The sequence below is a fragment of the Kitasatospora sp. NPDC051914 genome (genome assembly GCF_040680995.1).
GTDB lineage: Bacteria > Actinomycetota > Actinomycetes > Streptomycetales > Streptomycetaceae > Kitasatospora.
On the sequence record NZ_JBFAXX010000016.1, the window covers coordinates 109,432 to 130,837 of the forward strand.

Here is a 21,406-nt window from a genome sequence, read left to right on the forward strand (position 1 = left end):
CGGCCGTGCAGCAGTGGCCGCGCATCCGCGGCTGCGCACCAGCGGTCGTGCACGACAGGAGGACCCGTGACCGTGACCCCGCAGGCGCTCGACACCGAGGTGGCCGGCCTCTGCCGCGACCTGCTGCGCATCGACACCGTCAACCCGGGCGACGGCAGCGGCCCCGGTGAGCGCGAGGCCGCCGAGTACGTCGCCGCCCGGCTCGCCGAGGCCGGGCTCGACCCGCTGCTCACGGAGTCCGCGCCGCGCCGCACCAGCGTGCTCGCCCGGGTCGCCGGCACCGACCCCTCGCTGCCGCCGCTGCTCGTCCACGGCCACCTCGACACCGTGCCCTTCGACGCCGCCGACTGGACGCACCACCCGCTCTCCGGGGAGGAGGCGGACGGCTGCCTGTGGGGCCGCGGGGCGGTGGACATGAAGGGCACCCTCGCCATGACGCTGGCGCTGGTCCGCGGCTGGTCCCGCAGCGGGCGGCGGCCGCGCCGCGACCTGGTGCTGGCCTTCCTGGCCGACGAGGAGTCCACCGGGGAGTACGGCGCCCGCTTCGCGGTGGACCGGCACCGCGAGTGGTTCGACGGCGTGACCGAGGCGATCGGCGAGTCCGGCGGGTACTCGGTGCCGGCCGGGCAACAACGGCTCTACCCGGTCGCGGTGGGCGAGCGCTGCACCGCGTGGATGCGGCTGACCGCCACCGGCACCGCCGGCCACGGCTCCCGCGGCGGCGCCGACAACGCCGTCGCCACCCTGGTGCACGGGCTGTCCCGGCTGGCCGCCCACCCCTGGCCGACCCGGCTGACGCCGCCGGTGGAGGCGCTGCTCGCCGAACTCGAGCGCGTCCTCGGCACCGTGATCGACCGGGGGCGACTGGAGGCGGAGGCCGTCCGACTGGGGCGTGCCGGCGGGCTGTTCGCGCACACCGTCCGCAACTCGGCCGTGCCGACGGTGCTGCAGGCCGGGCAGAAGGTGAACGTGATCCCCGGCAGCGCCTCCGCCCAGGTCGACGGCCGGTTCCTGCCCGGCACCCGCGAGGAGTACCTGGAGACCGTCGAGCGGCTGCTGGGCCCGCGGGTGGCAAGGGAGTTCATCAACCTGGAGGAGGCCGTCGCCGCCGATCACACCGGCCCGGCCTTCGCCGCGATGGCCGACGCCCTGCGCGCCGAGGACCCGGCCGCCCGGCCCGTGCCGTACCTGATGTCCGGCGGCACCGACGCCAAGACCTTCAACCGGCTGGGCATCGCCTGCTACGGCTTCGCACCGCTGCTGCTCGACCCGGAACTCGACTACCCGCGGATGTTCCACGGAGTGGACGAACGGGTGTCGGCCTCCGGACTCGCCTTCGGGGTACGAGTACTGGACCGCTTCCTCGGCGAGTACTGAGGGGTCGCCACAAGGGGCGCGGGGAACTGCGCAATTCGGATGCGGTTGTCGCTGCAGCACGGGCCGAGCCGGGGTCTGTACGGTGGCCCACATCCGAATTGCGCAGTTCCGCCCCCAGCCTTCGGCCGGGAGGTGCCCCCAGCGCCCCTGAGTGAACTACCCCTCAGCGACGGCTGCTTTCTCGCGGGTGTGGGCAGGTGCGCTGCCCGTCTGCGGGCCGGCGGCGGCCTTCCGGGCTGCGGCGTCCGGCACGGTGAAGGCGTACAGGCCGGTGGCCACCGCGATCGCGGCAAGCACCAGGTAGGCCGACCGGTAGGCTTCCAGCGGCGGGTGGGCCTGCGCGGGCCCGCCGGCGCCGAGCACCAGGACGGTGGTCACCACGGCCGGCGCCAGTGCATTGCCGGTCTGCCGGACGACCGTGTTGAGAGTGGCCGCATGGGCGACGTCCGCCGGGGCGACGGTGCTGAACGAGGCGATCGTGGTGGGTACGAAGACCCCGCCCATCGCCAGGCCGAGCAGGAACATGTAGCCGCGGAACGCCCACAGGCTCGTCCCCCCGTCGGCCGCGGCGAACAGCAGCAGCACCCCGGCGACGCCCAGCATGCCGGTGCCGATGATCACCCGCGGCCCGACCCTCGAGTACACCGCGCCGACCAGCTGCATGGTGAGGAGCACCCCGAAGGCCTCGGTGAAGGTGGTGCTGCCGCTGTCCAGCGCCGAACCGCCGCGGGCCTCCTGGATGTAGATCGGGCCGAGGAACATCGCGCCCATGATGGGCACGTAGCCGACCAGGCTGATCAGGTTGGTGTCGCGGAACAGCCGGTCGCGGAACAGCCGCAGCCGCAGAATCGGTTCGGCGACCCGCAGTTCGACGGTCACCGCCACGGTGAGCAGCACCGCGCCGGCCGCCAGTGCACCCAGCACCGGCGGCTGCGACCAGCCGAGTTCCGGCCCGGTGCAGACCCCGTACATCAGGGTGGCGGTGCCGGCGGCGCAGAGCAGCAGGCCGGGCAGGTCGAGCCGGCCCGCGGCGTGGTCCCGGTGCTCGGCGAGGAAGGCCACGCCGAAGAGGACGGCCAGGGCGCCGAAGGGCACGTTGACGTAGAACACCCAGCGCCAGGACAGGCCGGTCACCAGCAGGCCGCCGAGCAGCGGGGCCAGCGCCGGGGCGATCTGCTGCGGAATGATCAGCAGCCGGGCGAGGCGCACCTGCTCGGCCTGGCTGAAGGTGCGGAACAGCAGCGCCTGCGAGGTCGGCATCAGCAGGCCGGCGGCGAGGCCCTGCAGGGCGCGGGCGGCGACCAGGGCGGTGAGGTTCGGGGCGGCCCCGCACAGACCGGAGGCCGCGGTGAAGGCGCCCAGGGAGAGCAGCAGCATGCGGCGGCCGCCGTGGCGCTCCACGAGCCAGGCGGACGCGGGGATCATCATGCCCAGGCAGACCGGGTAGACCACGACGACGCCGGTCAGCGCGGCCGGGGTCAGGTGGAACTGCCGGGCGATGCTGGGCAGGGCGACGGTGGTGATCGCACCGTCGACGATGCAGATGAACGTGGTCAGGACGGTCATGATGGGCACGACGTGGCGCTGGCTCAGGCGGGTGCTCATAGAAACTGAGCATACTCACTATGATGGTGCTCATAAAGACGCAAGGGATGGGGACGGCACGGCATGGCAGCACAGGGACAGGCCCCCGGGCGCAACTTCGGCAGCAGCGACGTCCTCGTGGACGAGCTCTTCGCCACCACCCAGCGGCTGCGCGCCTTCGTGGACGGCAGGCTCCGCGAGCACGGCGCCTCCGTGTCGCGGCTGCGCACCCTCCGGGTACTCGCCCGCGCCGGTGAACCGCTGCGCATGCGGGATCTCGCCGAACTCGTCGGCAACGCCCCCCGCACCACCACCACCATCGTCGACAGCCTGGAGCGGGACGGTCTGGTCGAGCGGGTGCGCCATCCCGAGGACCGCCGCGCCTTCCTGCTGACCCTCACCGAGGAGGGGATCCGTCGCCACCGCGAGGCCGAGGAACTGGACCGCGAGGCCCTCACCGCCGCCACCGGCACCCTCGAGCCCGCCGAACGCGAACAGCTGCGCGCCCTCCTCGCCCGCATCCGCACCGCCGTCGGGGAGGAGGCGGCCGCAGCCGGCACGGACGGGTGAACCGCCGTCCCGCGGACGGCAACCCGGCGCGTGATCCGGGTATCGGACGGGTGAAAGGACGGGCCCGGCCGTCAGGTCGGCCGATCTTCCTGCCGAAGGGGTTCGTGACCGGAAGGAGGGGATCACCTCGCGTTATGTCCTGCTGGGCCTCGGCTTCGTCTCCGCCCTCGCCCTCGTCCTCTTCCTCGCTGCGGCGCGGGTCGGCACCCGCAGCGAGGAGGAGGACGAACAGGAGCCGTAGGGGCTGATCGATTCGGTTGCCCCCGGCGCCCCTTGACGGTTGCCCCTCATCGCCGGGGGCGGCCCTCGCGTTGGTGGCGGCCGGGGGTGGTCCCGAAGGCGCGGCGGAAGGCTTCCACGAAGGCGCTCGGTGAGGACCAGCCGCAGGCCGTCGCCACCGAGGTCACCGACCGGCCCGCCGCCAGCAGGGTCAGTGCGTGGTGCAGCCGCAGCTGTGCCCGCCACTGCGGGAAGCTCATTCCCGTCTCGCGGCGGAACAGCCGGCTCAGCGTGCGCTCGGACGCCCCGACGGCCGAGCCCAGTTCGGCGAGGCTCCGGCCGTCGGCCGGGTCCGCGGCGAGCAGGCCGGCCAGGTCGCGAAGGCGCGGGTCGGCGGGGGTGGGCAGCCGCAGTCCGAGGGCGGGCGCCCGGCGCAGCTGGTCCAGGGCGACCTGCTCCAGGGCACCGGCCTGTTCGCCCTGCGGCGGCTCAGGCCCGCTGAGGACCTCGACCACCTCCCACAGCAGTGCCGACACCGCGAGCACCGCAGGCTCGGTCAGGCCGAGCGGGTTGACCTCGGCGGGGAAGCCGAGGCTGCGCAATTCGCTGGGCCCGTGGGCCCGGTGGGCGTGCGCGACGCCGGCCGGCACCCACACCCCGCGGTGGGCGGGCACCGCCCAGCTGCCCTGCTCGGTCGACACCTCCAGCACGCCCCGGCCGGGACAGATCAGTTGGTTGACGGTGTGGAAGTGCCAGTCGATGCGCTCGCGGTGGGCCAGCGGGCGGCGGGTCGGTCCGTGCAGATCCTGGCGGGTTGTCGACACGGATCGGCAGACTATCGGAAGCCCGTACCCCCGCCCTCCGGCCAGGATGGTGACGTCAACGAACGTATGGGGAGGCGCAGATGACGCTCGAGGACGGCGCACGCCGGACAGCCGGCACGGCGGCCCACGCGCCGCCACGGCCCGGGGGCGACGGAACCGGCGGTGTTTGGCGCCGGATGCGCCTGTGGGGCACCGCCCACGCCGTGGACGACTTCTACCAGGGGCTGGTGCCCGCGGTGGTGCCGTACTTCGCGCTGGACCGCGGCTACGACTACGTCGCCGTCGGCGGGCTCACCCTGGCTGCGACGATCGGGAGTTCGGTGCCGCAGCCGGCGATCGGGCTGGCCGTCGACCGCTGGCGGCTCGGCGGGCTCGCCGCCGCGGGGGTGGCGCTGGCCGGGGTCGGCCTCGGTCTGTCGGGGCTGGTGGAGTCGTACGCCGCGGCCTGGCTGCTGGTCCTGCTGTCGGGGATCGGCGTGGCGATGTTCCACCCGGCGGCCGGGCGGTCGGCGCGGGAGGCGGCGGGCGGGAGCACGACGGCGATGAGCGTGTTCGCGGCGGGCGGCAGTGTCGGCTTCTTCCTGGCACCGGTGCTGGCCACGCCCGTGCTGGCGGCCTGGGGAGTCCGGTCGACGGTGCTGTTCGTGCCGCCGGCGCTGCTGACGGGCTGGGTGCTGCTGCGCCACCGGCGGCGGCAGCGGGCGGCAGCGCCGGCCCGGGCACAGGCTCCGGCGGGGCCGGACCGCTGGCCGCCGTTCCTGGTGCTGACCGGGGTGGGGGTGGTGCGCTCGGTCGTCTTCTTCGGGGTGAGCACCTTCCTGGAGCTGCACTGGCTGCGCGACCTGCACGCCTCGCACGCCGTGGCGGGGGCGGCGCTGGCGGGCTTCCTGGGCGGCGGCGTCGCCGGGACCCTGCTGGGAGGGCGGATCGCGGACCGGATCGGCGCGGTGGCCGCGGTGCGGCTGGGTACGGCGCTCACCGTTCCGGCGCTGGCCGGCCTGTGGCTGGCTCCGGGCGCCGTCGCCCCGCTGGTCTTCGCGGTGCTCACCGGGCTGGCGCTGAACGTGCCCTTCGCGGTGCTGGTGAAGCTCGGCCAGGACTACCTGCCGGGGCGCCCGGGCACCGCGGCCGGGGTCACCCTCGGGCTGGCGCTGAGTGCGGGCGGGCTGAGTGCGCCGCTGCTGGGTGCGGTCGCGCAGGACCACGGCACGCAGGGGGTGCTGGCAGTGCTCTGCGCGGTGCCGCTGGCGGCGCTGGCACTGGCCCACCTGCTGGTCGAGCCCGGTGGGGGCCCGGTCGGCCGGGTCAGGCGACGTGGCAGAGCTTGACCACGGAGACCCGGTGCAGGTCGATCGCGAGCGGGGTGTGCCGGCGGTGCCGGCGGGCGTCCTCGGACTCGGCCCGGGCGAGCGCCTCGGCGAGTGCGTGCTCGGCCTCGTGCGCGTCGACGATGAAGAGGTGGACGCCGCCGTCGGGCGTGCCGTCCGGCCCGGTGTCACCGGAGTCGTGCGGAATCTCCACACGCCAGCGGAACAGATGCGGCGCGGCCGGCCTGGACCTCTTGGTCATCGGCGTGCTTCCTCTCCCGTGCGGACGTGACGGGCGTTGGAGCTCCGTGGCGTTCGGGACCTTTGTGCGGTTCGTATCACCGTATGGGGGTGAAATATGTCCGTCAAGAGGACGAGATGTGCAGTAAATATTCCGTTCGGCGGATAAATGCGGGGTGACCCCGGTACGGTGCTTGTATGAGCGACCTCCACGAGTCGGCCGCCCTGTCCGCCCGGCGGCTGCGCACCCGCACCGCCCTGCTCGCCGTCCTCGCAGAGTACGGCGCCCTCAGCCGCGCCGACCTCGGCCGGCTCACCGGCCTGTCGCGGTCCGCCGTCAGCAGCGCGGTCGCCGACCTGCGCGCCGAGGGTGCCGTCACCGAGCAGCCCGCCCCGTCCCCCGTCGCGGCCGGGCGCGGGCGGCCCGCCGCGGTCGTCGCGCTCAGCCGCGACACCGGACTCGTCCTCGGCCTCGACCTGGGGCACTCGCACATCACCGCCGCGGTCGGCACCGGCGAGGGCACCGTCCTGGGGGAGGCCACCGCCCACCTCGACATCGACGACCACCCGGAGCAGGCGCTCGACACGGCGGCCGACCTGGCCGCCGAGGCTGTCCGGCAGGCCGGCTGCGAGCCCGGGACGATCGGTGCGGCCGCGGCGGGGCTCCCCGCCGCCATGGACCTGCGCACCCGGACGGTCCGGTCGCCCACCGTCCTCGCCAAGTGGATCGGCCTCGACCCGGCCGCCGAGCTCGGCCGCCGCCTCGGCATCCCCGTGGCCGTCGCCAACGACGCCGAGATGGGTGCCCGCGGCGAGCGCGCCCTGGGCGCCGGGCGCGGCTTCGGCGATCTGATCTACGTCAAGGCCTCGCACGGTGTCGGCAGCGGCCTCGTCCTCGGCGGCCAGGTGTACCGCGGCGCCCTCGGGCTCGCCGGCGAGATCGGGCACATCCAGCTGCCCGGTGCGACCAATTGGTGTCGCTGCGGCAACCGCGGCTGCCTGGAGACGGTCGTCTCCGTCCAGGAGGTCCGGCGCCGGCTCACCCATGTGCTGGCCATCACCGACCGCGGGGCGGTGTCCGCCGAGATCCCGCCGCTGGCCGAGCTGGGCGCCCGCCCGGCGGCCGCCCGGGTGATCACCGATGCGGGGCGCACCCTCGGCCGCGTCCTGGCGGACCTGGTCAACTGCCTCAACCCGGCCGCGATCATCATCGGCGGGGAGCTCGGCCAGGCCGGTGCCCCGCTGGTCGCCGGTGTCCGCGAGTCCGTCGACCGCTACGCCCAGCCCGCCGTCGCCGAGGCGGTGGAGATCCTGTCCGGCTCGCTGGGCGTCCGCGCCGAGCTGCACGGCGCCCTGGTCACCGCGGCGGAGAGCCGCCGCTCGGCCGCCTGAGGGCGGCCTGCCCCGCACGGGGTGCGGTGCGGGCCGGGTGCGGGGCGGCCGGTGTCCGCGGCCGTTCCGGTGGGCCCGCCCGGCCCCGATGGCGGCCGGGGTGGGGTCGGGCGGGAGCTGGTGCGCCTCGGGTCAGGGGCAGGTCTTCCAGGCCAGGTGGTAGACCGTGTTGATGTCCCCGTCGGTGGAGTCCATCGTCATGAAGCTGGTGGTCTTGTTCGGGTCCGAGGTACCCGCGTTGACCCGCAGCTCGGTGTTGATGTTGAAGTTCCGCTGCTCGCCGCAGGGTGCGTACACCAGGGCGGCGACGTCCACCGAGTCGGTGGCCTGCCAGCTGTCGTCGACCGGTCCGGTGAAGCGGTGGTTGCTGGTGGTGGTCTGCGCGGAGCCCTGGAAGTAGTAGCTGGCCTTCTGCAGGCCGGTGGCGCCGCGCTCCAGGTGGGCGAAGCCGCGGTAGTCGGCGGAGGCGATCGCGTAGGTGAAGCCCTGCGGCACGTGCACGTTCAGGTTGAGCTGGCAGTTCTTGCGGTAGTCGGTCGGCTTGGAGCCGACGCCGACCTGGGCCAGGTACTGGCTGTAGGTGATCGTGAAGGCCGTGTTGTCGGGTGAGACCGCGACCGCGGCGGTGCCGGCGGGACAGCCCGAGCCGTTGACCGTCGCCACGTTGATCACGATCTTGTCCGGCGGCGGCGGGGTGGTCCACGGGCCGGCGGGCGAGGCGGCCGCGGCCCCGGGGGCGGTGACCAGTGAGGCGGCGGCGCCGACGGCGACGAGCATGCGAACGATCAAGACGGGTCCTTCCGATCGTGCACCGGCCGCCGGACGGGTTGTCCGTCCGGCGGTTTGTCGCGTACATGTCACCATGATTGCGGCCCCGCGTACAGGGGGCTGACGACGCTCCGTCAGGAAAGCCTTACGGATCGTCGCACTCCGGAACTCCTCGCCGACCGCCGGAACCGCCGCCGCACACCGCCCGACTACCTGCTCCGGGCCGGCAGCGGCCGGCCCCAGCACCACGGACCACCGGGAGAGTTCCATGCGTTCTCGCACGCTGTACGGCCTGGCCGCCGCCCTTGCCCTGCTCGCCACCGCCTGCTCCGGCGGCAGCGGCACCGCACCCGCGGGCACGGCCGCACCGGCAGCCCCGGCCGCGAGCGGATTCCCCGTCAGGACGGCCGACTGCGCCGGGGCCGAGACCGTCTTCGACGCCCCGCCGAGCCGCATCGTCACGAGCAACGCCGCCGCCCTCGAGATGCTGCTGCAGCTCGGCGCCGGCGACCGGGTGATCGGCACCGGCTTCCCGCCGGGCGCCGGCACCGTGCCCGCCCCGCTCGCCGACCGGGCCGCCGCCGTCCCCGTCCTCGGACGCACCGTCATCGCCAAGGAGAAGCTCCTCGGCTCCGGCGCCGACCTCTACGTCGACACCTTCGCCGACATGGGCGCCATGGGCGGGGCCATGGGGGCCGCGCCGACCGAGCAGGAGTTCGCCGCCGCCGGCATCAAGCACGTCCGGCTGCACTCCACCGCCTGCGCCGACCGGCTGAAGGGCCCGCAGCAGGACCTCGCCGAGGTCGAGGCCGACATCCGCAGGCTCGGCGCCGTCACCGGCACCGCCGCCCGCGCCGAGGAACTCGTCGCCGGCATGGAGCGCACCGTCGGCGCGGTCCGCACCGCCCTCGCGGCCGTCCCCGCCGACCGCCGGCCCTCCTACTTCTTCTTCGACGCCGACGCCGGCACCAAGCAGCCGATGGCCGCCTGCGGGCGCCAGGTCGCCAACGCCGTCATCACCCTCGCCGGCGCGCGCAACGTCTTCGCCGGCTGCGAGGGCACCTTCAAGCCGGTCTCCTGGGAGGACGTGGTCGCCGCCGACCCGGACTGGATCCAGCTCGGCGTCCGCAACCGCGGCAACGAGGCGGAGACCCGCAAGGCGTACGAACAGGCCGAGGCCTTCCTGCGCGACTTCCCCGCCACCAAGGGGCTCAGGGCCGTCCGCGAGGGGCATTTCGTCCGGATCGGCTCCGAGGTCACCACCATCGCCGGTGTCCGCAACGCCGACACCGTGCGGGAGATCGCCCGAACCGTCCACCCCGGCCTCGCCGTGGACGGCCGCTAGATGAAGGCCCCCACCGTCACCCCCGCGGCCGGTGGCCGCGCCGCCGTCCGGGCCGGCGTGGCGGCCGCCGTCCTCGCCCTCGCGCTGGCCGTCTCGCTCACCCTCGCCGTCTCGCTCGGCGCCGTCCACGTCCCGCCCGGCGAGGTGTGGACCGTCCTCGCCCGGCGCCTGTCCGGGCAGCCGCCCGAACCCGGCACCCGGGACCTCATCGTCTGGCAACTGCGCACCCCACGCGCCCTGTTGGCCGCCCTGGTCGGGGCCGGCCTGGGGCTGGTCGGCACCGCCGTGCAGGCACTCGTCCGCAACCCGCTCGCCGACCCCTACCTGCTCGGCATCTCCTCCGGCGCCACCCTGGGCGCCGTCGCGGCCACCGTGCTCGGCGCGGGCGCCGGCCTCGGCATCGGCCTCTCCGGCGCCGCGTTCGCCGGCGCCCTCACCGCCTTCGCCCTGGTCTGGGCGCTCGCCCGCCGCGGCGGCGGCTTCGCCCCGCTGCGCCTGGTGCTGGCCGGCATCGGCATCGGCCAGTTCCTCTCCGGTTTCACCAGCTTCCTCGTCCTGCAGGCGGGGGACGAACAGCGCACCCGAGGCGTGCTGTTCTGGCTGATGGGCAGCCTCGGCGGCACCACCTGGAGCCAACTCGCCCTGCCCGCGGCCGCCGTGGCGCTCGGTGCGATCGTCCTGCAGGCCCGCGCCCGCGCCCTGAACGCCCTGCTCGTCGGCGAGGAGACCGCCGCCGGCCTCGGCGTGGACACCGTCCGGCTGCGCCGCGAACTCTTCGCCGTCACCAGCCTGCTGACCGGCACCATGGTCGCCGTCTCCGGGGCGATCGGCTTCGTCGGCCTGCTCGTCCCGCACGTCTGCCGGCTGCTGGTCGGCGCGGACCACCGGCGGCTGCTGCCGCTCGCCGCACTCGCCGGCGCCGTCCTGCTCACCGCGGTCGACACCCTCGCCCGCACCGCCCTGCCCGCCCAGGAGGTGCCGATCGGCGTGGTCACCGCCCTGCTCGGCGCACCCGTCCTGCTGTACCTGCTCGACCGGCGGGGGGAGCACCGATGAGGATCGACGTCGAGGACCTGACCGTCGCCCTGGCCGGGCGGGACGTCCTGTGCGGAGCCCGGCTGGTCGCCGCCGAGGGCGAGATCGCGGGCCTGGTCGGGCCGAACGGCAGCGGCAAGTCCACCCTGCTGTGCACCGTGTACCGGCACCTGCGGCCGCGCGCCGGACGGGTGCTGCTGGCAGGCCGGGACGTCCGGTCGCTGACCGCGGCCACGGCAGCCCGGCACATCGCCGCGCTGCCCCAGGAGCGCGGCACGGAGACGGAGTTCACCGTCCGCGAGATGGTCGCCATGGGACGCTCCCCCTACCAGCGGGCCTTCGCCGGGGAGTCCGCCGCCGACCGGGCCCTGGTCACCGCCGCCCTCGCCGAGGTCGGCCTGCAGGGGCACGGGGCGCGGCCGTTCGCCGCCCTCTCCGGCGGCGAGCGCCAACGCGTCCTGCTCGCCCGGGCGTTCGCCCAGCAGCCGGACGTCCTGGTGCTGGACGAGCCGACCAACCACCTCGACGTGCAGCACCAGATCGAGCTGCTCGCCCTGCTCCGCGCCCGGCGCCGCACCACCCTCATCTCGCTGCACGACCTCAACGCCGCGGCCTCGCTCTGCGACCGGCTGCACGTGCTGCACCGCGGCGCCGTGGTGGCCTCCGGGCCGCCGCGCGAGGTGCTCACCCCCGAGCTGCTCGCCGAGGTCTTCGGCGTCCGCGCGGCGGTGGTCGACCACCCGCTGACCGGCGATCCGCTGATCGCCTTCGACCACCGCGGGGCGGACGGCCGGTGAGCACCGTGCGGGCGGCGGCGGGCGCAAGCCGGCCCTGATGCTCTTCGTGCGAGGCCTGCGCGCCGGCCTCGGGTGACCGGGCCCGCACGTGGTCCGGTCGCCGCATCCCGCGGCTTCGGGCGTTCCTGCGGCCGTACCGGGTGGGCGATGCCCTGCTGGGCATCGGCTGCGGCACCGCCGTGCACGTCGCCCCGCCGTGCACGGCGCCCTGGCCGGCGCACTTCCCGCGCACCGGGTCCCGGATCTCAGCACTCCTCGAAGTGGCTGGGGCGGCCGTCCCGCAGGACGGGCCGGCCGCGCCGCTCCGCCACCGCCCGGTGCACCAACTCCCGTCCGCCGTCGGCGCGCAGCAGCACACAGGAGTGCCAGGGCGTGGTCCAGGCGTCCGCGGCGTCGAGCAGCCGCAGACCGAACTTCTCCGCGCCCGGCCGCTGCGGATGGATGGACAGCCGCACCGCCCGCGGATGGTGCTCCTCGATCAGCGCGCCCCAGGCCCGGCTGCGCTGCACCACCCCGTACGCGCGGCGGCGGCAGGCGCGCTGCAGCGCGGATCTGCTGCCGGTGAAGCCGACCGTGTCGTCCAGCAGGAAGCGGGTGATCCCCCGGTACAGGGCGAGGGTGTCCGGGTCGGTGCGGACCTCGGCCCGCAGCTCCTCCAGGCCGGGCGCGTAACGCTCGTGCACCAGCGCCCGTTTGGCGTCGTACGGCAGGTCGCCGAGGACGTCCCGCAGGTCGAAGAGGGAGAGCCGGTGCAGGCCCTCGCGGCGGATCACGGCGGCGAGTTCGTCGGCGTAGGCGTCGATGTGCGCGTCCGGTACCTGGACGAGGTCGCCGAAGACGTGGCCGTCCGAGCAGATCACCATCCGCGCGCCCGGCGGGTGGACCTCCTCCACCGCGGCGCACAGCCCGTCGAGGAAGGCCAGGGAGAGCCGTTCGCCCTCGTCCGGCAGGTGCCCGAGCACCTTGGCTGGGCTCGGCGACTTGCACGGGAATCCCGGCAGGGTGAGGACGACGGGCTCCCCGGCGGCCACGAAGCCGGCGATCCGCCGGAGTTGGGCCGGGAAGGCCGCGGCCGGCAGGCTGCCGGCGCCGTCCGCGGCACGGCGGTGCGGGAGCATCAGCTCCAGGACGGCGGCGCTGGTGCGGGCGACCGAGGGCGGGGCGAGGGGTGCGGTGAGGGTGCCGGCGGGCGGCATGCGGGACTCCACGGGACGGTGCGGTGCAGGCGGTGACGGGCGGTGCGGGTCTTGCGGATCGGGGCTCAGAGGCGGCGGTCGTACGCCACCGGCAGCGACCCGGTGCCGCGGGCGAGCACGGCGGGGATCCACTCCAGGTCGTCCAGGTCGCCGGCCGGCCGCAGCCCGGGCAGCCGGGTCAGCAGGGTGCCGAGCGCGATCTGCAGCTGGGCCCTGGCGAGCGCCGCGCCCGGGCAGAAGTGGACGCCGTGGCCGAAGGCCAGGTGGGCGTTGGGGGAGCGGCCGAGGTCGAGCGCGTCGGCGTCCGGGAACTGCGTCCCGTCGCGGCCCGCGGCGGCCAGCGAGACGATCACCGAGTCGCCGGCCGGGATACGGGTGCCGTGCAGGTCGCTGTCGGTGGCGAAGAACCGCCAGGTGGTGAGCTCGAACGCGCCGTCGTGGCGCAGCAGTTCCTCCACCGCCCGGGGCAGCAGGGCGGGCTCGGCGCGGAGCCTCTCCAGCTGGCCGGGGTGCCGTAGCAGGGCCACCAGCATGGTGGAGATCTGGTTGGTGACCGGCTCCTGACCGGCGACGAGGAGCTGGAACACCATCGAGTCCAGCTCCGGGCGGGTCAGTTCGCCCGCGTCGTGCGCGGCGACCAGCCGGGCGAGCAGGCCCGGGCCGTCCGGGCCGCCGTACTGTGCGGCACGCCGGTCGGCGACCACCTCGGCGATGTACGCCTCCAGGCCGCGCAGCCGTGCCTCGTACGCCGGGCGGCCCGGGTCCTGCGGCCCGACCGGCTGCACGACCTTGCCCCAGTCCCGGTCGAACCGGTCGGCCAGGGCGGGCGGCAGGCCGATGGCCTCGGCCAGCACCCGGAACGGGTAGCGGGCCGCGAACCCGGCCACCAGGTCGGCCCCGCCCGTGGCGGGGAGTTCGTCGACCAGGGCGTCGGCGAGCTCCTGCAGACGGGGGCGGAGCGCCTCCACCCGGCGCGGCGCGAAGGCGTCCGCGACCAGGGCGCGCAGGGCGGTGTGCCGGGGCGGGTCCTGGTGCAGCAGGTGCACCTGCAGCCGGGAGTGCTGCGGCTCCGGCATGATCGAGGCGAGCCGGCGCCAATCGGCGTTGCCCAGGGCATGGTTCTTGCCGAGCCGCGGGTCGGAGAGGGTCTTCCGGGCGGCCCGGTAGCCGGTCACCAGCCAGGCGGTGATGCCGGACGGGAACCGCACGCGGTGCACCGGCCCGGCCTCGCGCATCCGGCGGTACAGCGGGTACGGGTCCCGTTTGAACTCCCGCCCGTACAGCGGAACGGGATCGGGCAGGGCGGCGCCCCCGGAGAACGGGCAGACGGGTCCGGATGCGGTCATGAGGTGTCCTTGCGGTCGGTGAACTGACGTGGGATCAGGCATGGTTGCGGCCGGTGGCGGCGAGCAGGACGGCGGCGGCGCCGACGCAGGCCGCCGCCGTCGCCAGCCCTCCGCGGACGCCTCCGGCCGCGGCGGCGGCCGTGGCCAGCGCGGGCCCCACGGCGAAGCCCAGGCTGCGGGCGAGCTGGACGACCGAGCCGGCGGAGCCCAGCCGGCCGGGCGGGGCGGACTGCAGCGCCAGGGCCTGCACCGGGCCGCCGTACAGGCCCATGCCGCAGCCCGCGACCGCCAGGCGCCACGCGCTGTCGGCCGGCGCCCCGGAGCCACCCAGCAGGAGCAGCAGCCCGGCCGCCGTCACCGCAGCGCCCGCAACGGCCGTACGGCGCGTGCCGAGTCGTCCGGCGAGCCGCCCGCCCGCCTGCCCCGCCAGGCCCATCGCGAGCGGGAAGCACAGCATGGTGAGGCCGGTGGCGGTCGCACTCACCCCGGCGTCCCGCTGGAGGTGCAGGGCGAGCAGGTACTGCATGCCGGCGACGCCCGCGGCCAGCGCCGTGACGGTGCCGTGCACCGGCGACAGCACCGCCGCGGCGGCCCGCCCGGCCGGCCGCCGCAGCCACACCGCGGCCAGGACGGCCGCGGAGATCAGGAGCACCGCAAGGCCGAACCGGCCGGGCGACAGCGTCAGCACCAGCAGCACCGCCGCCACCGCGCCGCCGGAGAGCGCGGCATCGACCAGGGCCGCCCCAGGGCTCGGCTTCGAGGGCAGACGGGTGCCGGAGCCGGGGCGCGGGGAATTCTGCGATTCGGATGCGGGCCCGTCGTACGGCCCGTGGCCGGGAGGCGCGGCCTTCCGGACCGTCCACAGCGCGGCCGCGCAGACGGGCAGTGCCGGCAGGAACACCGCCCGCCAACCCACCGCGTCCAGCAGCGGCCCGCCGAGCGCCGGCCCGGAGACCGCGCCCAGTGGGCCGAGCGTGGCCGGAACGCTCAACGCCCGTGCCCGCAGGGCGGGTCGGACCGCCCGCGCGGCCACCACCGGCATCAGGACGAACACCAGCGCACCGAACACGCCCTGCCCCGCCCGCGCCGCGATCAGCCAGCCCGCCCCGGGCGCCAGGGCGGCCGCAGTTCCGCCGGCCGCGAAGCCGACCACCGCCAGCTGCACCGCGGCACGCTGTCCGAAACCGTCCAGCCACCGGCCGGCCGGCAGCAACAGGGCCACCACCGGGAGCTGGTAGGCGAGTGCGGCCCACTGCGCCGTCCGCTCCGGCACGGCGAGGTCCCGTGCGATCGACGGCAGCGCCAGGTTGACCGCATTCATGTCCAGCAGCGCGGCGAACGACAGCAGCCCCGACACCGCCACCAGACCCCAGCGGTCCTGCTGCGGCGGGGCTGCAGGGTCGGCCGTGCCGGTCATTCGCGGGTCCTTCCGGGGTGGGGCGGGCACCGCCGGCCGGCGATGCCCGCCCCACCAGTCGGACGCAACCGGCAGGCGGTTCCCGAACACCCGGACCAATTCCGGCTGCGCGCCCGACGCCCGGGAGGTCAGCCCGCGGCGCCCGCCGGGACCTCGATCCCGGGCACACCGCCCGCGGTCTCTGCCTCCCGCAGCAGGCCCACCAGTTGCTCCCGCGCCCTGGCCACCCGTGAGCGCACGGTGCCGATCGGGCAGCCCGCGACCGCGGCCGCCTCCCCGTAGCTCATCCCGACCACCTGGGTCAGCACGAAGGCCTCGCGACGCTGTTCGGGCACCCGTGCCAGCAGGTCGCCCAGCGCGATCCCGTCCTCGAACCCGGCGGTCGCCCGCGGTTGTTGGCGCTCCGCGGCCTCCTCCCAGTCCGGCAGTGCGGCGTGCTGAGGACGGACGGCGGCGCTGCGGTAGCGGTCCACCACCGTCCGCCGGGCGATCGACAGCAGCCATGTCCGGGCGGAGGAACGCCCCGCGAAGCCGGGCAGGCTGCGCAGCGCCCGCAGGAACGTCTCCTGCGCCAGGTCGTCCGCGGCATCCGTGCCCGCGAGGTGCGCCACGAACCGCCACACGTCGCGCTGGGTGGCCCGGACGAAGGCCTCCACGTCCTCCGCCCGGCCGAGCCGCGCCGCCAGGGCGAGTTCCGTCAGTCGGACGTCATCCACGGCGCACCGCCCGCCTCGCGCAGTCTCCCGGTGCGAACGGTGCTACCGCCCGCACCGCACCGTGCGGGAGCATGGGCGGATGACCTGTGCCGACTACCGCGCGGCGGCGTCCGCGCAGCTCGATGGCGAAGCACCCGCGACGGACGGCGGACCGCACTGCGCCGACTGCGCCGACTGGCTGGCCGCAGCCCACCGGCTGCAGGCCCTGACGCGGGCCGCACCCGGCCCCACCGAGGACTGGACGCGGCAGCTGCTCGGCAGCCTCGGCATCGCGACGGGCGGGGGCGGGACGGGCGGGAGCGGGACGGACAAGAGTTCTCATGAGGGTTCCTGACGGCAGGAAGGAGCGCGCGGCGCCACCTCACGGGCGCGCCGCCGACGGTCACCGGCCGACGGCACCCCGCCCCGGGGCGCGCCGAACCGCGCCGCACGGCCGCGGACTTCACCGCGGCGACGGCACTCCCGGAGCGCACCGGCCGGTCGGGGCACACGCCGGCCCGGCCACTGCCCCTCCCGGCGGACGGCACCGGGAGCTCAGCGGCAACCGGCCCGCTGCCGCAGCGGGGGACGACCCCGGGGGCGGCGGGCTGTTCAGACGGCCGGCAGCAGCGCCGGCGGACCCCGTCTGACCACCGCGTGCGCCAGCGCCGGCCGCCGGGGCCGACGCGCACTGCGCACCGCCGGGCGGACCGCCCGCGGCGCCTCCGGCCGGTACGGCGAGAGCAGCAGCACCAGCGGCGCGAGGACATCGGCCAGCGTCCGGAGGACGGCGGCCGTCGCGGCCAGCGCGGCCTCCCCGCGCCACAGCAGCAGCGAGCAGGCGAACGCCGCCAGCAGGTGCGCGGCAACCATCCCGGCCGACATGCCGTGCAGCAGGCCGGACGAGCCGGCCGCGGCCGCGTGGTGCCCCGCGTGCGCGGAACTTCCGGCCGCACCGAGCAGCGCCGGGTCCAGCCCGGCCGCCTGCGCCAGCTGCACCGGATCGACCCCGGCCGGGGCCTCGCCGTGCACGCACAGCAGCAGGCGCAGCAGGTCCGCGGACGGTGGTGCAGGCGCGGGCGACGTCCGTTCGAACAGCAGGTGCAGCGCGGCCTGGGCGGTGATCATCCAGGCGGCGACCGGGCCGAGCCCGCGCCGCCGCCCCGCCGGCACCCAGGTGCCGGCGGCCGTCCCCGCGACCGCGAGCCCGAGCACTCCCGGCCGCACCTCGCCGCCGGAGACGGCACAGTGCCCGGCCGCGGCCAGCGCCACGCACACGGTGGCGAAGACCGCGACACGCAGGAGGCGGAGCTGACAGACGATCACAGTGCCCCCATCGTCGCATCCCCCCACCACCAGGCCTCGACCACCCCCGGACACCACGGCTGCCGGGCATGCCGCCCAGGGGCCCGCGTCCCCGGGTGGCCCGAAGTCCGATCGGGCACTCCCCGGTCGCCCGGGGCCCGGTGCGGTGCCGCTCGGGTCAGGCCGCGCTGCCGGTGTCGGCGGCGTCGGCCTGGTGGAGCAGCAGGGCGGCGAGCCGGCGGGCCTCGGCGGGTGTCAGGGAGGCCCAGACCTCGGTGGTGCCGTGCGGCTCGGGAACGGTGTGCAGGACGACCCGCCCGCCGCCGGTGGGAAGGGCGCCGGGTGCCAGCGGGGAGACGGCGATCGTCCGGGCGCACGAGGTGTGCAGGAGTTGCGGTGGGGCGCTGCGACGGGTGTCGGTCGGCACGGTGTCCTCCGGTGGTCCCGGCCCGCCGTCGGGTGCCGGGCCGCGGCCTCCAGCGGACCGCGGGCGGCCCCGGCCGGACCAGGGCCGCCGGGCCCGCCGTACGTCCCTGCCCGGGTACTGCCCGGCCGCCGCCCGGCCCGGCCGGGTCGACGGGCCTTCCGGCGGCCGGTACCGGGCCGTTGGGCCCTGTCCCGGGCGGCCGCCGGAGGCGCACGCTCGGAGTACCGACGGAACCCGGCGGCAAGGAGAGATCACCATGATCCAGCCAGGCCCCACCCCGGACGAGCTGCGCGCTCTGGCCGCCGCCGGCGGCGCCGCTCCTTCCCTGCACAACAGCCAGCCGTGGCGTTTCCGGCCGAGCGCGGACCTGCGCCGGCTGGAGGTGTTCGCGGACTACCGGCGGGCCGTTCCGGTCACCGACCCGGACGGCCGGGCGCTGCACATCTCGGTCGGCGCCGCCCTGTTCAACCTGCGGGTGGCCGCGGTCCAGCTCGGGCGCGACCCCGTGGTCCGGATGACTCCCGGCAGCGCCGGCCGTGACCCGCTGGCCGTCGTCGACCTGTCGGCTCGCCGTCCGGCCGACGCTCCGCCGCCGTTCGGCCGGGACCTCTACCCGGCGCTGTTCCGGCGGCACTCCAGCCGCGAGCCGTTCACCAACCGGGACGTCCCGGAGGCGGTGCTCGGCGAACTCGCCGCCGCAGCCCGGGCGGAGGGCGCGGCGATGGCGGTCCTCGAGGAGGCCGGCGTGCGGCGCGTCCTCGACCTCACGGCGGAGGCCGAGGCGCGGATCGCCGCGGACGTGGCTCGGCAGGCCGAGACCCGTTCCTGGCTGCGCCCCGAGGCGCCCGCCGTGGACGGCATCCCGGCCGCGGCCCTCGGCCCGCAGGACCACGACGCCCGGGTGCCGATGCGCAGCTTCACCGGCCGGCCGCCCGGCCCCGCCACGCTGCCCCAGCCGCCCACCGCCCGCTTCGAGGCGCTGCCGCAGCTGGCCACCCTGACCACCCACGGCGACCGCCCGGCGGACTGGCTGCGGGCCGGGCAGGCGATGGAACGGGTCTGGCTGCTCGCCACCCTGTACGGCCTGCGGCTCTCGGTCCTCCACCAGGCGGTGGAGTGGCCGGACACCCGCCCGCTGCTCCGCGACCCCGAGGAGGGCCCCGGCCACGTGCAGCTCGTCCTCCGCTGCGGTTACGGCCCGCCCGGCCCGGCCACCCCGCGCCGCCCGGTCGACGACATCCTCGACCTCCCGCCCGGGTACTGAGCCCGGACCGCACCGCGGTCGGGAAGGCTGCACGAGCCGCCGCACCGGACCACGATGGAGGGAGGAGGAGCCCGCGGCGGGAGGAGTCGAACGATGCACCGGCGCACCCGCGAACCGGCGACCGCCCGGCCGGCGGTGCTCCTCGGGCTCGCCGTGGAGGCGGTACGCCGCGCATCCGACGCGGCGCTCGCGGCTCCCGGCACCCCGGGTCCGTCCGGCGTCGGGCCCGCCCCGGCCGGTGAAGGTCCGGCGGACGCCGCCCTGGCCGAGGCCGAGCGGGCCCTGCAGCCGCTGGAGTCCGCGATCGAGGAGGACGCCGCCGCGCTGCTCGCCCGCCACGACCCCGAGCCGCGCGGCACCGGGGCGCTGCTCGCCGAGGTCCACCTGGGCGCGGACGTCCAGCAGCTGGCCGAACTCGCCCGCCGGATCGGGGAGATCGCCTGGGTGCGCCGCTCCCGCGGCCCGCTGCCGGAGGACCTGCGGGCCGTCCTGCGACCGACGGCCTCACTAGCCCTCGCCATGCTGGACCGGGCCGCCGGAGCCCTGCGCGAGCCCCGCGGCGAACGCCTCGCCTGCCTGGAGGACGACGCCGCCGATCTGGACCGCCGGCAGGCCCTGCTGTACGGACGGCTGCTCGCCGCCGACCCGCCCGCGGAGCGCGCCGACCTGGTCGACGCCGTCCTGCTGTGCGGCTACTACCGGCGCTGCGCGGACCTCGCCCGCTCCGCCGCGCGCCACGCGGACCTCTTCACCGACACGGAGTGACCGTTTCCACCCCAGGGGTGCCGGCCGTGCTGCGGACGGACCAGGCGCGGTGACGGCCGCCCCGGGGCGTCGTTGCGCAGCCCATGAAGAAGATCACCGCGCTCTGCGCGCTCACCCTCACCGCCCTCGCCCCGGCTGCCCCCGCGCAGGCCGACATCGACAGCAACTTCGGCGGCGGCGTCAACGCCGCCAACCTCTGGAACTTCACGGCCGCCGCGGTCTGCCTCCAGGAGCTGGCCGTGGTGCCCGTCCTGGGCGACTTGGTCGGCGACCACGTCAACAACTGCAGCAACGGCAACGTCATCGACCACTCCGGCCGGGTCGGCGGCCTGACCCCGAAGGAGGCGGCGCCCGACACGCACTGACGACCGGTCACGGGAGCCCGGCCGCGGCCGTGGCATCCCGCAGCCGGCGGGCGGCGGCATCGTCGACGACGGTGCCGCCGTGGGCGATCAGCAGCCCGGCGAGTTCGGGGTCGGCGGGGTCGACGGCCAGCAGCCCGTCCGGCACGAGGGCGGCCAGCAGGTCGGCCACCGCCCGTGCGTAGGCCGTGGAGGCGGTGGCCGGGACGGCGGAGGCCAGGTCGCCGGCGCCGATCACCAGGACGCCGCCGACCGTGCGCTCGGTGGCGGGAACGGCCGGTTCGACGGTGCGCCCGTCGGCGTCGCAGGCCAGGTCGACCACGACCGAGCCGGGGCGCAGCGACCGCACGGCCGCGGTGTCGATCGGCATGGGCACCGATTCACTGCTGCTGATGACCACGTCGAAGCGCGACAGCACGGCCCCGCGCCGCCGTACGTCCCAGGAGCCGAGCGGCAGTACGAAGCCGCCCTGGGCGGCGATCGCGGCCTGTGCGGCCCGGCCGGCGGCGTACGCGTGGACGGTGGCACCGAGCCGGCGCGCCGTGTCGATCGCCCGCAGCCCGGCCGGGCCTGCGCCCAGCACCAGGACGAGCGCGGGTTCGGCAACGCCGCCGGCCAGTTCCCGGCCGAGCCGGTCCGCGGCCAGCAGGACGGCCTTGTACCCGGCCAGTGCCGCCTGGCCGCAGCCCGCGTCGTACCGTCCGGCCGGCGCGCCGGGCATCCCGGGCAGCGGCGGGGGATCGGTGCCGATCAGGGTGAGCCCGGCGTCCGCCCAGCGCCGGACGAGGTGCGGGACCTGCCCGGCCCGCAGCAGGCAGAGCAGCAGCTGTCCCCAGTGCAGCCGGTCGACGGTCTCCGCGGGCGGCCGGCGCACCGCGGCCAGGACGTCCGCACGGGCCGGCAACTCCCCGGCGGGAACGATCTCGGCCCCCGCCGCCGTGTACGCCGCATCCGGGAAACCCGCGGCGGCGCCGGCACCCGTCTCGACCAGCACGCGCACACCCAGCTCGCGGACGGCCGGCACCGAGCGCGGCACGAGCGCCACCCGCCGCTCACCCGGAAGGGATTCGCGGCACACCCCCAGCACCACGGCCGACATCGCCACTCACCGACCTGCCCATGTCTACGACCAGTATCCACTGTTTGCGGGCCCGGGCGGCCGGGCCGGAGA

The 21,406-nt window shown here is 76.1% G+C and carries 22 protein-coding genes; 11 read left to right on the forward strand and 11 right to left on the reverse strand.

Annotation, left to right across the window (positions count from 1 at the left end):
- Positions 1–66: 66 nt before the first annotated feature.
- Positions 67–1,377 carry a M20/M25/M40 family metallo-hydrolase gene (locus tag AB0M03_RS13290; RefSeq protein WP_363491507.1) on the forward strand — a complete coding sequence of 437 codons (1,311 nt, stop codon included), beginning with the start codon at positions 67–69 and terminating at the stop codon, positions 1,375–1,377.
- A 156-nt stretch (positions 1,378–1,533) separates the two neighbouring features.
- On the opposite strand, the gene AB0M03_RS13295 is transcribed toward AB0M03_RS13290, so the two are convergent.
- Positions 1,534–2,982: a DHA2 family efflux MFS transporter permease subunit gene (locus tag AB0M03_RS13295; RefSeq protein WP_363491508.1), complete on the reverse strand. Its 1,449-nt coding sequence runs from the start codon at positions 2,980–2,982 to the stop codon at positions 1,534–1,536.
- A gap of 63 nt (positions 2,983–3,045) precedes the next feature.
- Here AB0M03_RS13295 and AB0M03_RS13300 point away from each other — a divergent pair, with 63 nt between their 5' ends.
- The gene (locus tag AB0M03_RS13300; protein ID WP_363491509.1) at positions 3,046–3,531 is read left to right on the forward strand and encodes a MarR family transcriptional regulator; all 486 of its coding nucleotides are present in this window, start codon (positions 3,046–3,048) and stop codon (positions 3,529–3,531) included.
- Between the two features lie 287 nt (positions 3,532–3,818).
- Here the strand turns inward: AB0M03_RS13300 and AB0M03_RS13305 are convergent, their stop codons facing one another.
- The gene (locus AB0M03_RS13305) at positions 3,819–4,574 is read right to left on the reverse strand and encodes a helix-turn-helix transcriptional regulator (protein WP_363491510.1); all 756 of its coding nucleotides are present in this window, start codon (positions 4,572–4,574) and stop codon (positions 3,819–3,821) included.
- Positions 4,575–4,654: 80 nt separating this feature from the next.
- On the opposite strand from AB0M03_RS13305, the gene AB0M03_RS13310 reads away from it, so the two are divergent.
- Positions 4,655–5,902 carry an MFS transporter gene (locus AB0M03_RS13310; protein ID WP_363491511.1) on the forward strand — a complete coding sequence of 416 codons (1,248 nt, stop codon included), beginning with the start codon at positions 4,655–4,657 and terminating at the stop codon, positions 5,900–5,902.
- Here AB0M03_RS13310 and AB0M03_RS13315 read toward each other — a convergent pair.
- Positions 5,880–6,143, reverse strand: coding sequence for a hypothetical protein (locus AB0M03_RS13315; protein ID WP_363491512.1), 264 nt, complete (start codon positions 6,141–6,143; stop codon positions 5,880–5,882). The genes AB0M03_RS13310 and AB0M03_RS13315 overlap by 23 nt on opposite strands.
- Before the next feature lie 176 nt (positions 6,144–6,319).
- Here AB0M03_RS13315 and AB0M03_RS13320 point away from each other — a divergent pair, with 176 nt between their 5' ends.
- Positions 6,320–7,513 (forward strand): ROK family transcriptional regulator, encoded by a 1,194-nt coding sequence (locus tag AB0M03_RS13320; protein WP_363491513.1) that lies wholly within the window; start codon positions 6,320–6,322, stop codon positions 7,511–7,513.
- A 132-nt stretch (positions 7,514–7,645) separates the two neighbouring features.
- Here AB0M03_RS13320 and AB0M03_RS13325 read toward each other — a convergent pair whose 3' ends face one another.
- A complete protein-coding gene (locus tag AB0M03_RS13325; protein ID WP_363491537.1) occupies positions 7,646–8,299 on the reverse strand; it encodes a DUF4360 domain-containing protein in 654 nt (217 codons plus the stop codon).
- Between the two features lie 250 nt (positions 8,300–8,549).
- Here AB0M03_RS13325 and AB0M03_RS13330 point away from each other — a divergent pair, with 250 nt between their 5' ends.
- From AB0M03_RS13330 to AB0M03_RS13340, 3 genes are read left to right on the forward strand one after another with little or no spacing between them, the layout of a single operon-like run.
- On the forward strand, positions 8,550–9,626 hold the full coding sequence (locus tag AB0M03_RS13330) for an ABC transporter substrate-binding protein (RefSeq protein WP_363491514.1): 1,077 nt from the start codon (positions 8,550–8,552) through the stop codon (positions 9,624–9,626).
- The gene (locus AB0M03_RS13335) at positions 9,627–10,682 is read left to right on the forward strand and encodes an iron ABC transporter permease (protein WP_363491515.1); all 1,056 of its coding nucleotides are present in this window, start codon (positions 9,627–9,629) and stop codon (positions 10,680–10,682) included. It begins immediately after the preceding gene.
- Entirely contained in the window at positions 10,679–11,458 is a 780-nt protein-coding gene (locus AB0M03_RS13340; protein WP_363491516.1) for an ABC transporter ATP-binding protein, read from the forward strand. The genes AB0M03_RS13335 and AB0M03_RS13340 overlap by 4 nt, the downstream gene beginning before the upstream one ends.
- 245 nt (positions 11,459–11,703) lie before the next feature.
- On the opposite strand, the gene AB0M03_RS13345 is transcribed toward AB0M03_RS13340, so the two are convergent.
- The 4 genes from AB0M03_RS13345 to AB0M03_RS13360 all read right to left on the reverse strand — a co-directional run bounded on the left by AB0M03_RS13345 (position 11,704) and on the right by AB0M03_RS13360 (position 16,133).
- Entirely contained in the window at positions 11,704–12,654 is a 951-nt protein-coding gene (locus AB0M03_RS13345; protein WP_363491517.1) for an isocyanide synthase family protein, read from the reverse strand.
- A gap of 65 nt (positions 12,655–12,719) precedes the next feature.
- On the reverse strand, positions 12,720–14,000 hold the full coding sequence (locus AB0M03_RS13350; protein WP_363491518.1) for a cytochrome P450: 1,281 nt from the start codon (positions 13,998–14,000) through the stop codon (positions 12,720–12,722).
- Positions 14,001–14,034: 34 nt separating this feature from the next.
- A complete protein-coding gene (locus AB0M03_RS13355) occupies positions 14,035–15,417 on the reverse strand; it encodes an MFS transporter (protein WP_363491519.1) in 1,383 nt (460 codons plus the stop codon).
- Between the two features lie 128 nt (positions 15,418–15,545).
- Positions 15,546–16,133 (reverse strand): sigma-70 family RNA polymerase sigma factor, encoded by a 588-nt coding sequence (locus tag AB0M03_RS13360; protein ID WP_363491520.1) that lies wholly within the window; start codon positions 16,131–16,133, stop codon positions 15,546–15,548.
- Between the two features lie 79 nt (positions 16,134–16,212).
- Here AB0M03_RS13360 and AB0M03_RS13365 point away from each other — a divergent pair, with 79 nt between their 5' ends.
- Positions 16,213–16,467 (forward strand): hypothetical protein, encoded by a 255-nt coding sequence (locus AB0M03_RS13365; protein ID WP_363491521.1) that lies wholly within the window; start codon positions 16,213–16,215, stop codon positions 16,465–16,467.
- A 257-nt stretch (positions 16,468–16,724) separates the two neighbouring features.
- Here AB0M03_RS13365 and AB0M03_RS13370 read toward each other — a convergent pair whose 3' ends face one another.
- The gene (locus tag AB0M03_RS13370; protein ID WP_363491522.1) at positions 16,725–17,438 is read right to left on the reverse strand and encodes a hypothetical protein; all 714 of its coding nucleotides are present in this window, start codon (positions 17,436–17,438) and stop codon (positions 16,725–16,727) included.
- A 157-nt stretch (positions 17,439–17,595) separates the two neighbouring features.
- Positions 17,596–17,844 (reverse strand): hypothetical protein, encoded by a 249-nt coding sequence (locus AB0M03_RS13375; RefSeq protein ID WP_363491523.1) that lies wholly within the window; start codon positions 17,842–17,844, stop codon positions 17,596–17,598.
- Between the two features lie 256 nt (positions 17,845–18,100).
- Between AB0M03_RS13375 and AB0M03_RS13380 the strand changes: the two genes are divergently transcribed.
- The 3 genes from AB0M03_RS13380 to AB0M03_RS13390 all read left to right on the forward strand — a co-directional run bounded on the left by AB0M03_RS13380 (position 18,101) and on the right by AB0M03_RS13390 (position 20,238).
- Positions 18,101–19,108 carry a hypothetical protein gene (locus tag AB0M03_RS13380; protein ID WP_363491524.1) on the forward strand — a complete coding sequence of 336 codons (1,008 nt, stop codon included), beginning with the start codon at positions 18,101–18,103 and terminating at the stop codon, positions 19,106–19,108.
- 93 nt (positions 19,109–19,201) lie between these two features.
- The gene (locus tag AB0M03_RS13385) at positions 19,202–19,873 is read left to right on the forward strand and encodes a hypothetical protein (RefSeq protein WP_363491525.1); all 672 of its coding nucleotides are present in this window, start codon (positions 19,202–19,204) and stop codon (positions 19,871–19,873) included.
- Between the two features lie 83 nt (positions 19,874–19,956).
- On the forward strand, positions 19,957–20,238 hold the full coding sequence (locus AB0M03_RS13390) for a hypothetical protein (protein WP_363491526.1): 282 nt from the start codon (positions 19,957–19,959) through the stop codon (positions 20,236–20,238).
- A gap of 7 nt (positions 20,239–20,245) precedes the next feature.
- Here AB0M03_RS13390 and AB0M03_RS13395 read toward each other — a convergent pair whose 3' ends face one another.
- The gene (locus tag AB0M03_RS13395; RefSeq protein ID WP_363491538.1) at positions 20,246–21,334 is read right to left on the reverse strand and encodes an NAD(P) transhydrogenase subunit alpha; all 1,089 of its coding nucleotides are present in this window, start codon (positions 21,332–21,334) and stop codon (positions 20,246–20,248) included.
- Between the last annotated feature and the right edge of the window lie 72 nt (positions 21,335–21,406).

Bases quoted from the DNA above. Each gene is read 5' to 3' on its own strand.
- AB0M03_RS13295 (WP_363491508.1), bottom strand. From the start codon at position 2,982: ATGAGCACCCGCCTGAGCCAGCGCCACGTCGTGCCCATCATGACCGTC.
- AB0M03_RS13300 (WP_363491509.1), top strand. From the start codon at position 3,046: ATGGCAGCACAGGGACAGGCCCCCGGGCGCAACTTCGGCAGCAGCGAC.
- AB0M03_RS13310 (WP_363491511.1), top strand. From the start codon at position 4,655: ATGACGCTCGAGGACGGCGCACGCCGGACAGCCGGCACGGCGGCCCAC.
- AB0M03_RS13315 (WP_363491512.1), bottom strand. From the start codon at position 6,143: ATGACCAAGAGGTCCAGGCCGGCCGCGCCGCATCTGTTCCGCTGGCGT.
- AB0M03_RS13320 (WP_363491513.1), top strand. From the start codon at position 6,320: ATGAGCGACCTCCACGAGTCGGCCGCCCTGTCCGCCCGGCGGCTGCGC.
- AB0M03_RS13330 (WP_363491514.1), top strand. From the start codon at position 8,550: ATGCGTTCTCGCACGCTGTACGGCCTGGCCGCCGCCCTTGCCCTGCTC.
- AB0M03_RS13335 (WP_363491515.1), top strand. From the start codon at position 9,627: ATGAAGGCCCCCACCGTCACCCCCGCGGCCGGTGGCCGCGCCGCCGTC.
- AB0M03_RS13340 (WP_363491516.1), top strand. From the start codon at position 10,679: ATGAGGATCGACGTCGAGGACCTGACCGTCGCCCTGGCCGGGCGGGAC.
- AB0M03_RS13345 (WP_363491517.1), bottom strand. From the start codon at position 12,654: ATGCCGCCCGCCGGCACCCTCACCGCACCCCTCGCCCCGCCCTCGGTC.
- AB0M03_RS13350 (WP_363491518.1), bottom strand. From the start codon at position 14,000: ATGACCGCATCCGGACCCGTCTGCCCGTTCTCCGGGGGCGCCGCCCTG.
- AB0M03_RS13355 (WP_363491519.1), bottom strand. From the start codon at position 15,417: ATGACCGGCACGGCCGACCCTGCAGCCCCGCCGCAGCAGGACCGCTGG.
- AB0M03_RS13365 (WP_363491521.1), top strand. From the start codon at position 16,213: ATGACCTGTGCCGACTACCGCGCGGCGGCGTCCGCGCAGCTCGATGGC.
- AB0M03_RS13380 (WP_363491524.1), top strand. From the start codon at position 18,101: ATGATCCAGCCAGGCCCCACCCCGGACGAGCTGCGCGCTCTGGCCGCC.
- AB0M03_RS13385 (WP_363491525.1), top strand. From the start codon at position 19,202: ATGCACCGGCGCACCCGCGAACCGGCGACCGCCCGGCCGGCGGTGCTC.
- AB0M03_RS13390 (WP_363491526.1), top strand. From the start codon at position 19,957: ATGAAGAAGATCACCGCGCTCTGCGCGCTCACCCTCACCGCCCTCGCC.
- AB0M03_RS13395 (WP_363491538.1), bottom strand. From the start codon at position 21,334: ATGTCGGCCGTGGTGCTGGGGGTGTGCCGCGAATCCCTTCCGGGTGAG.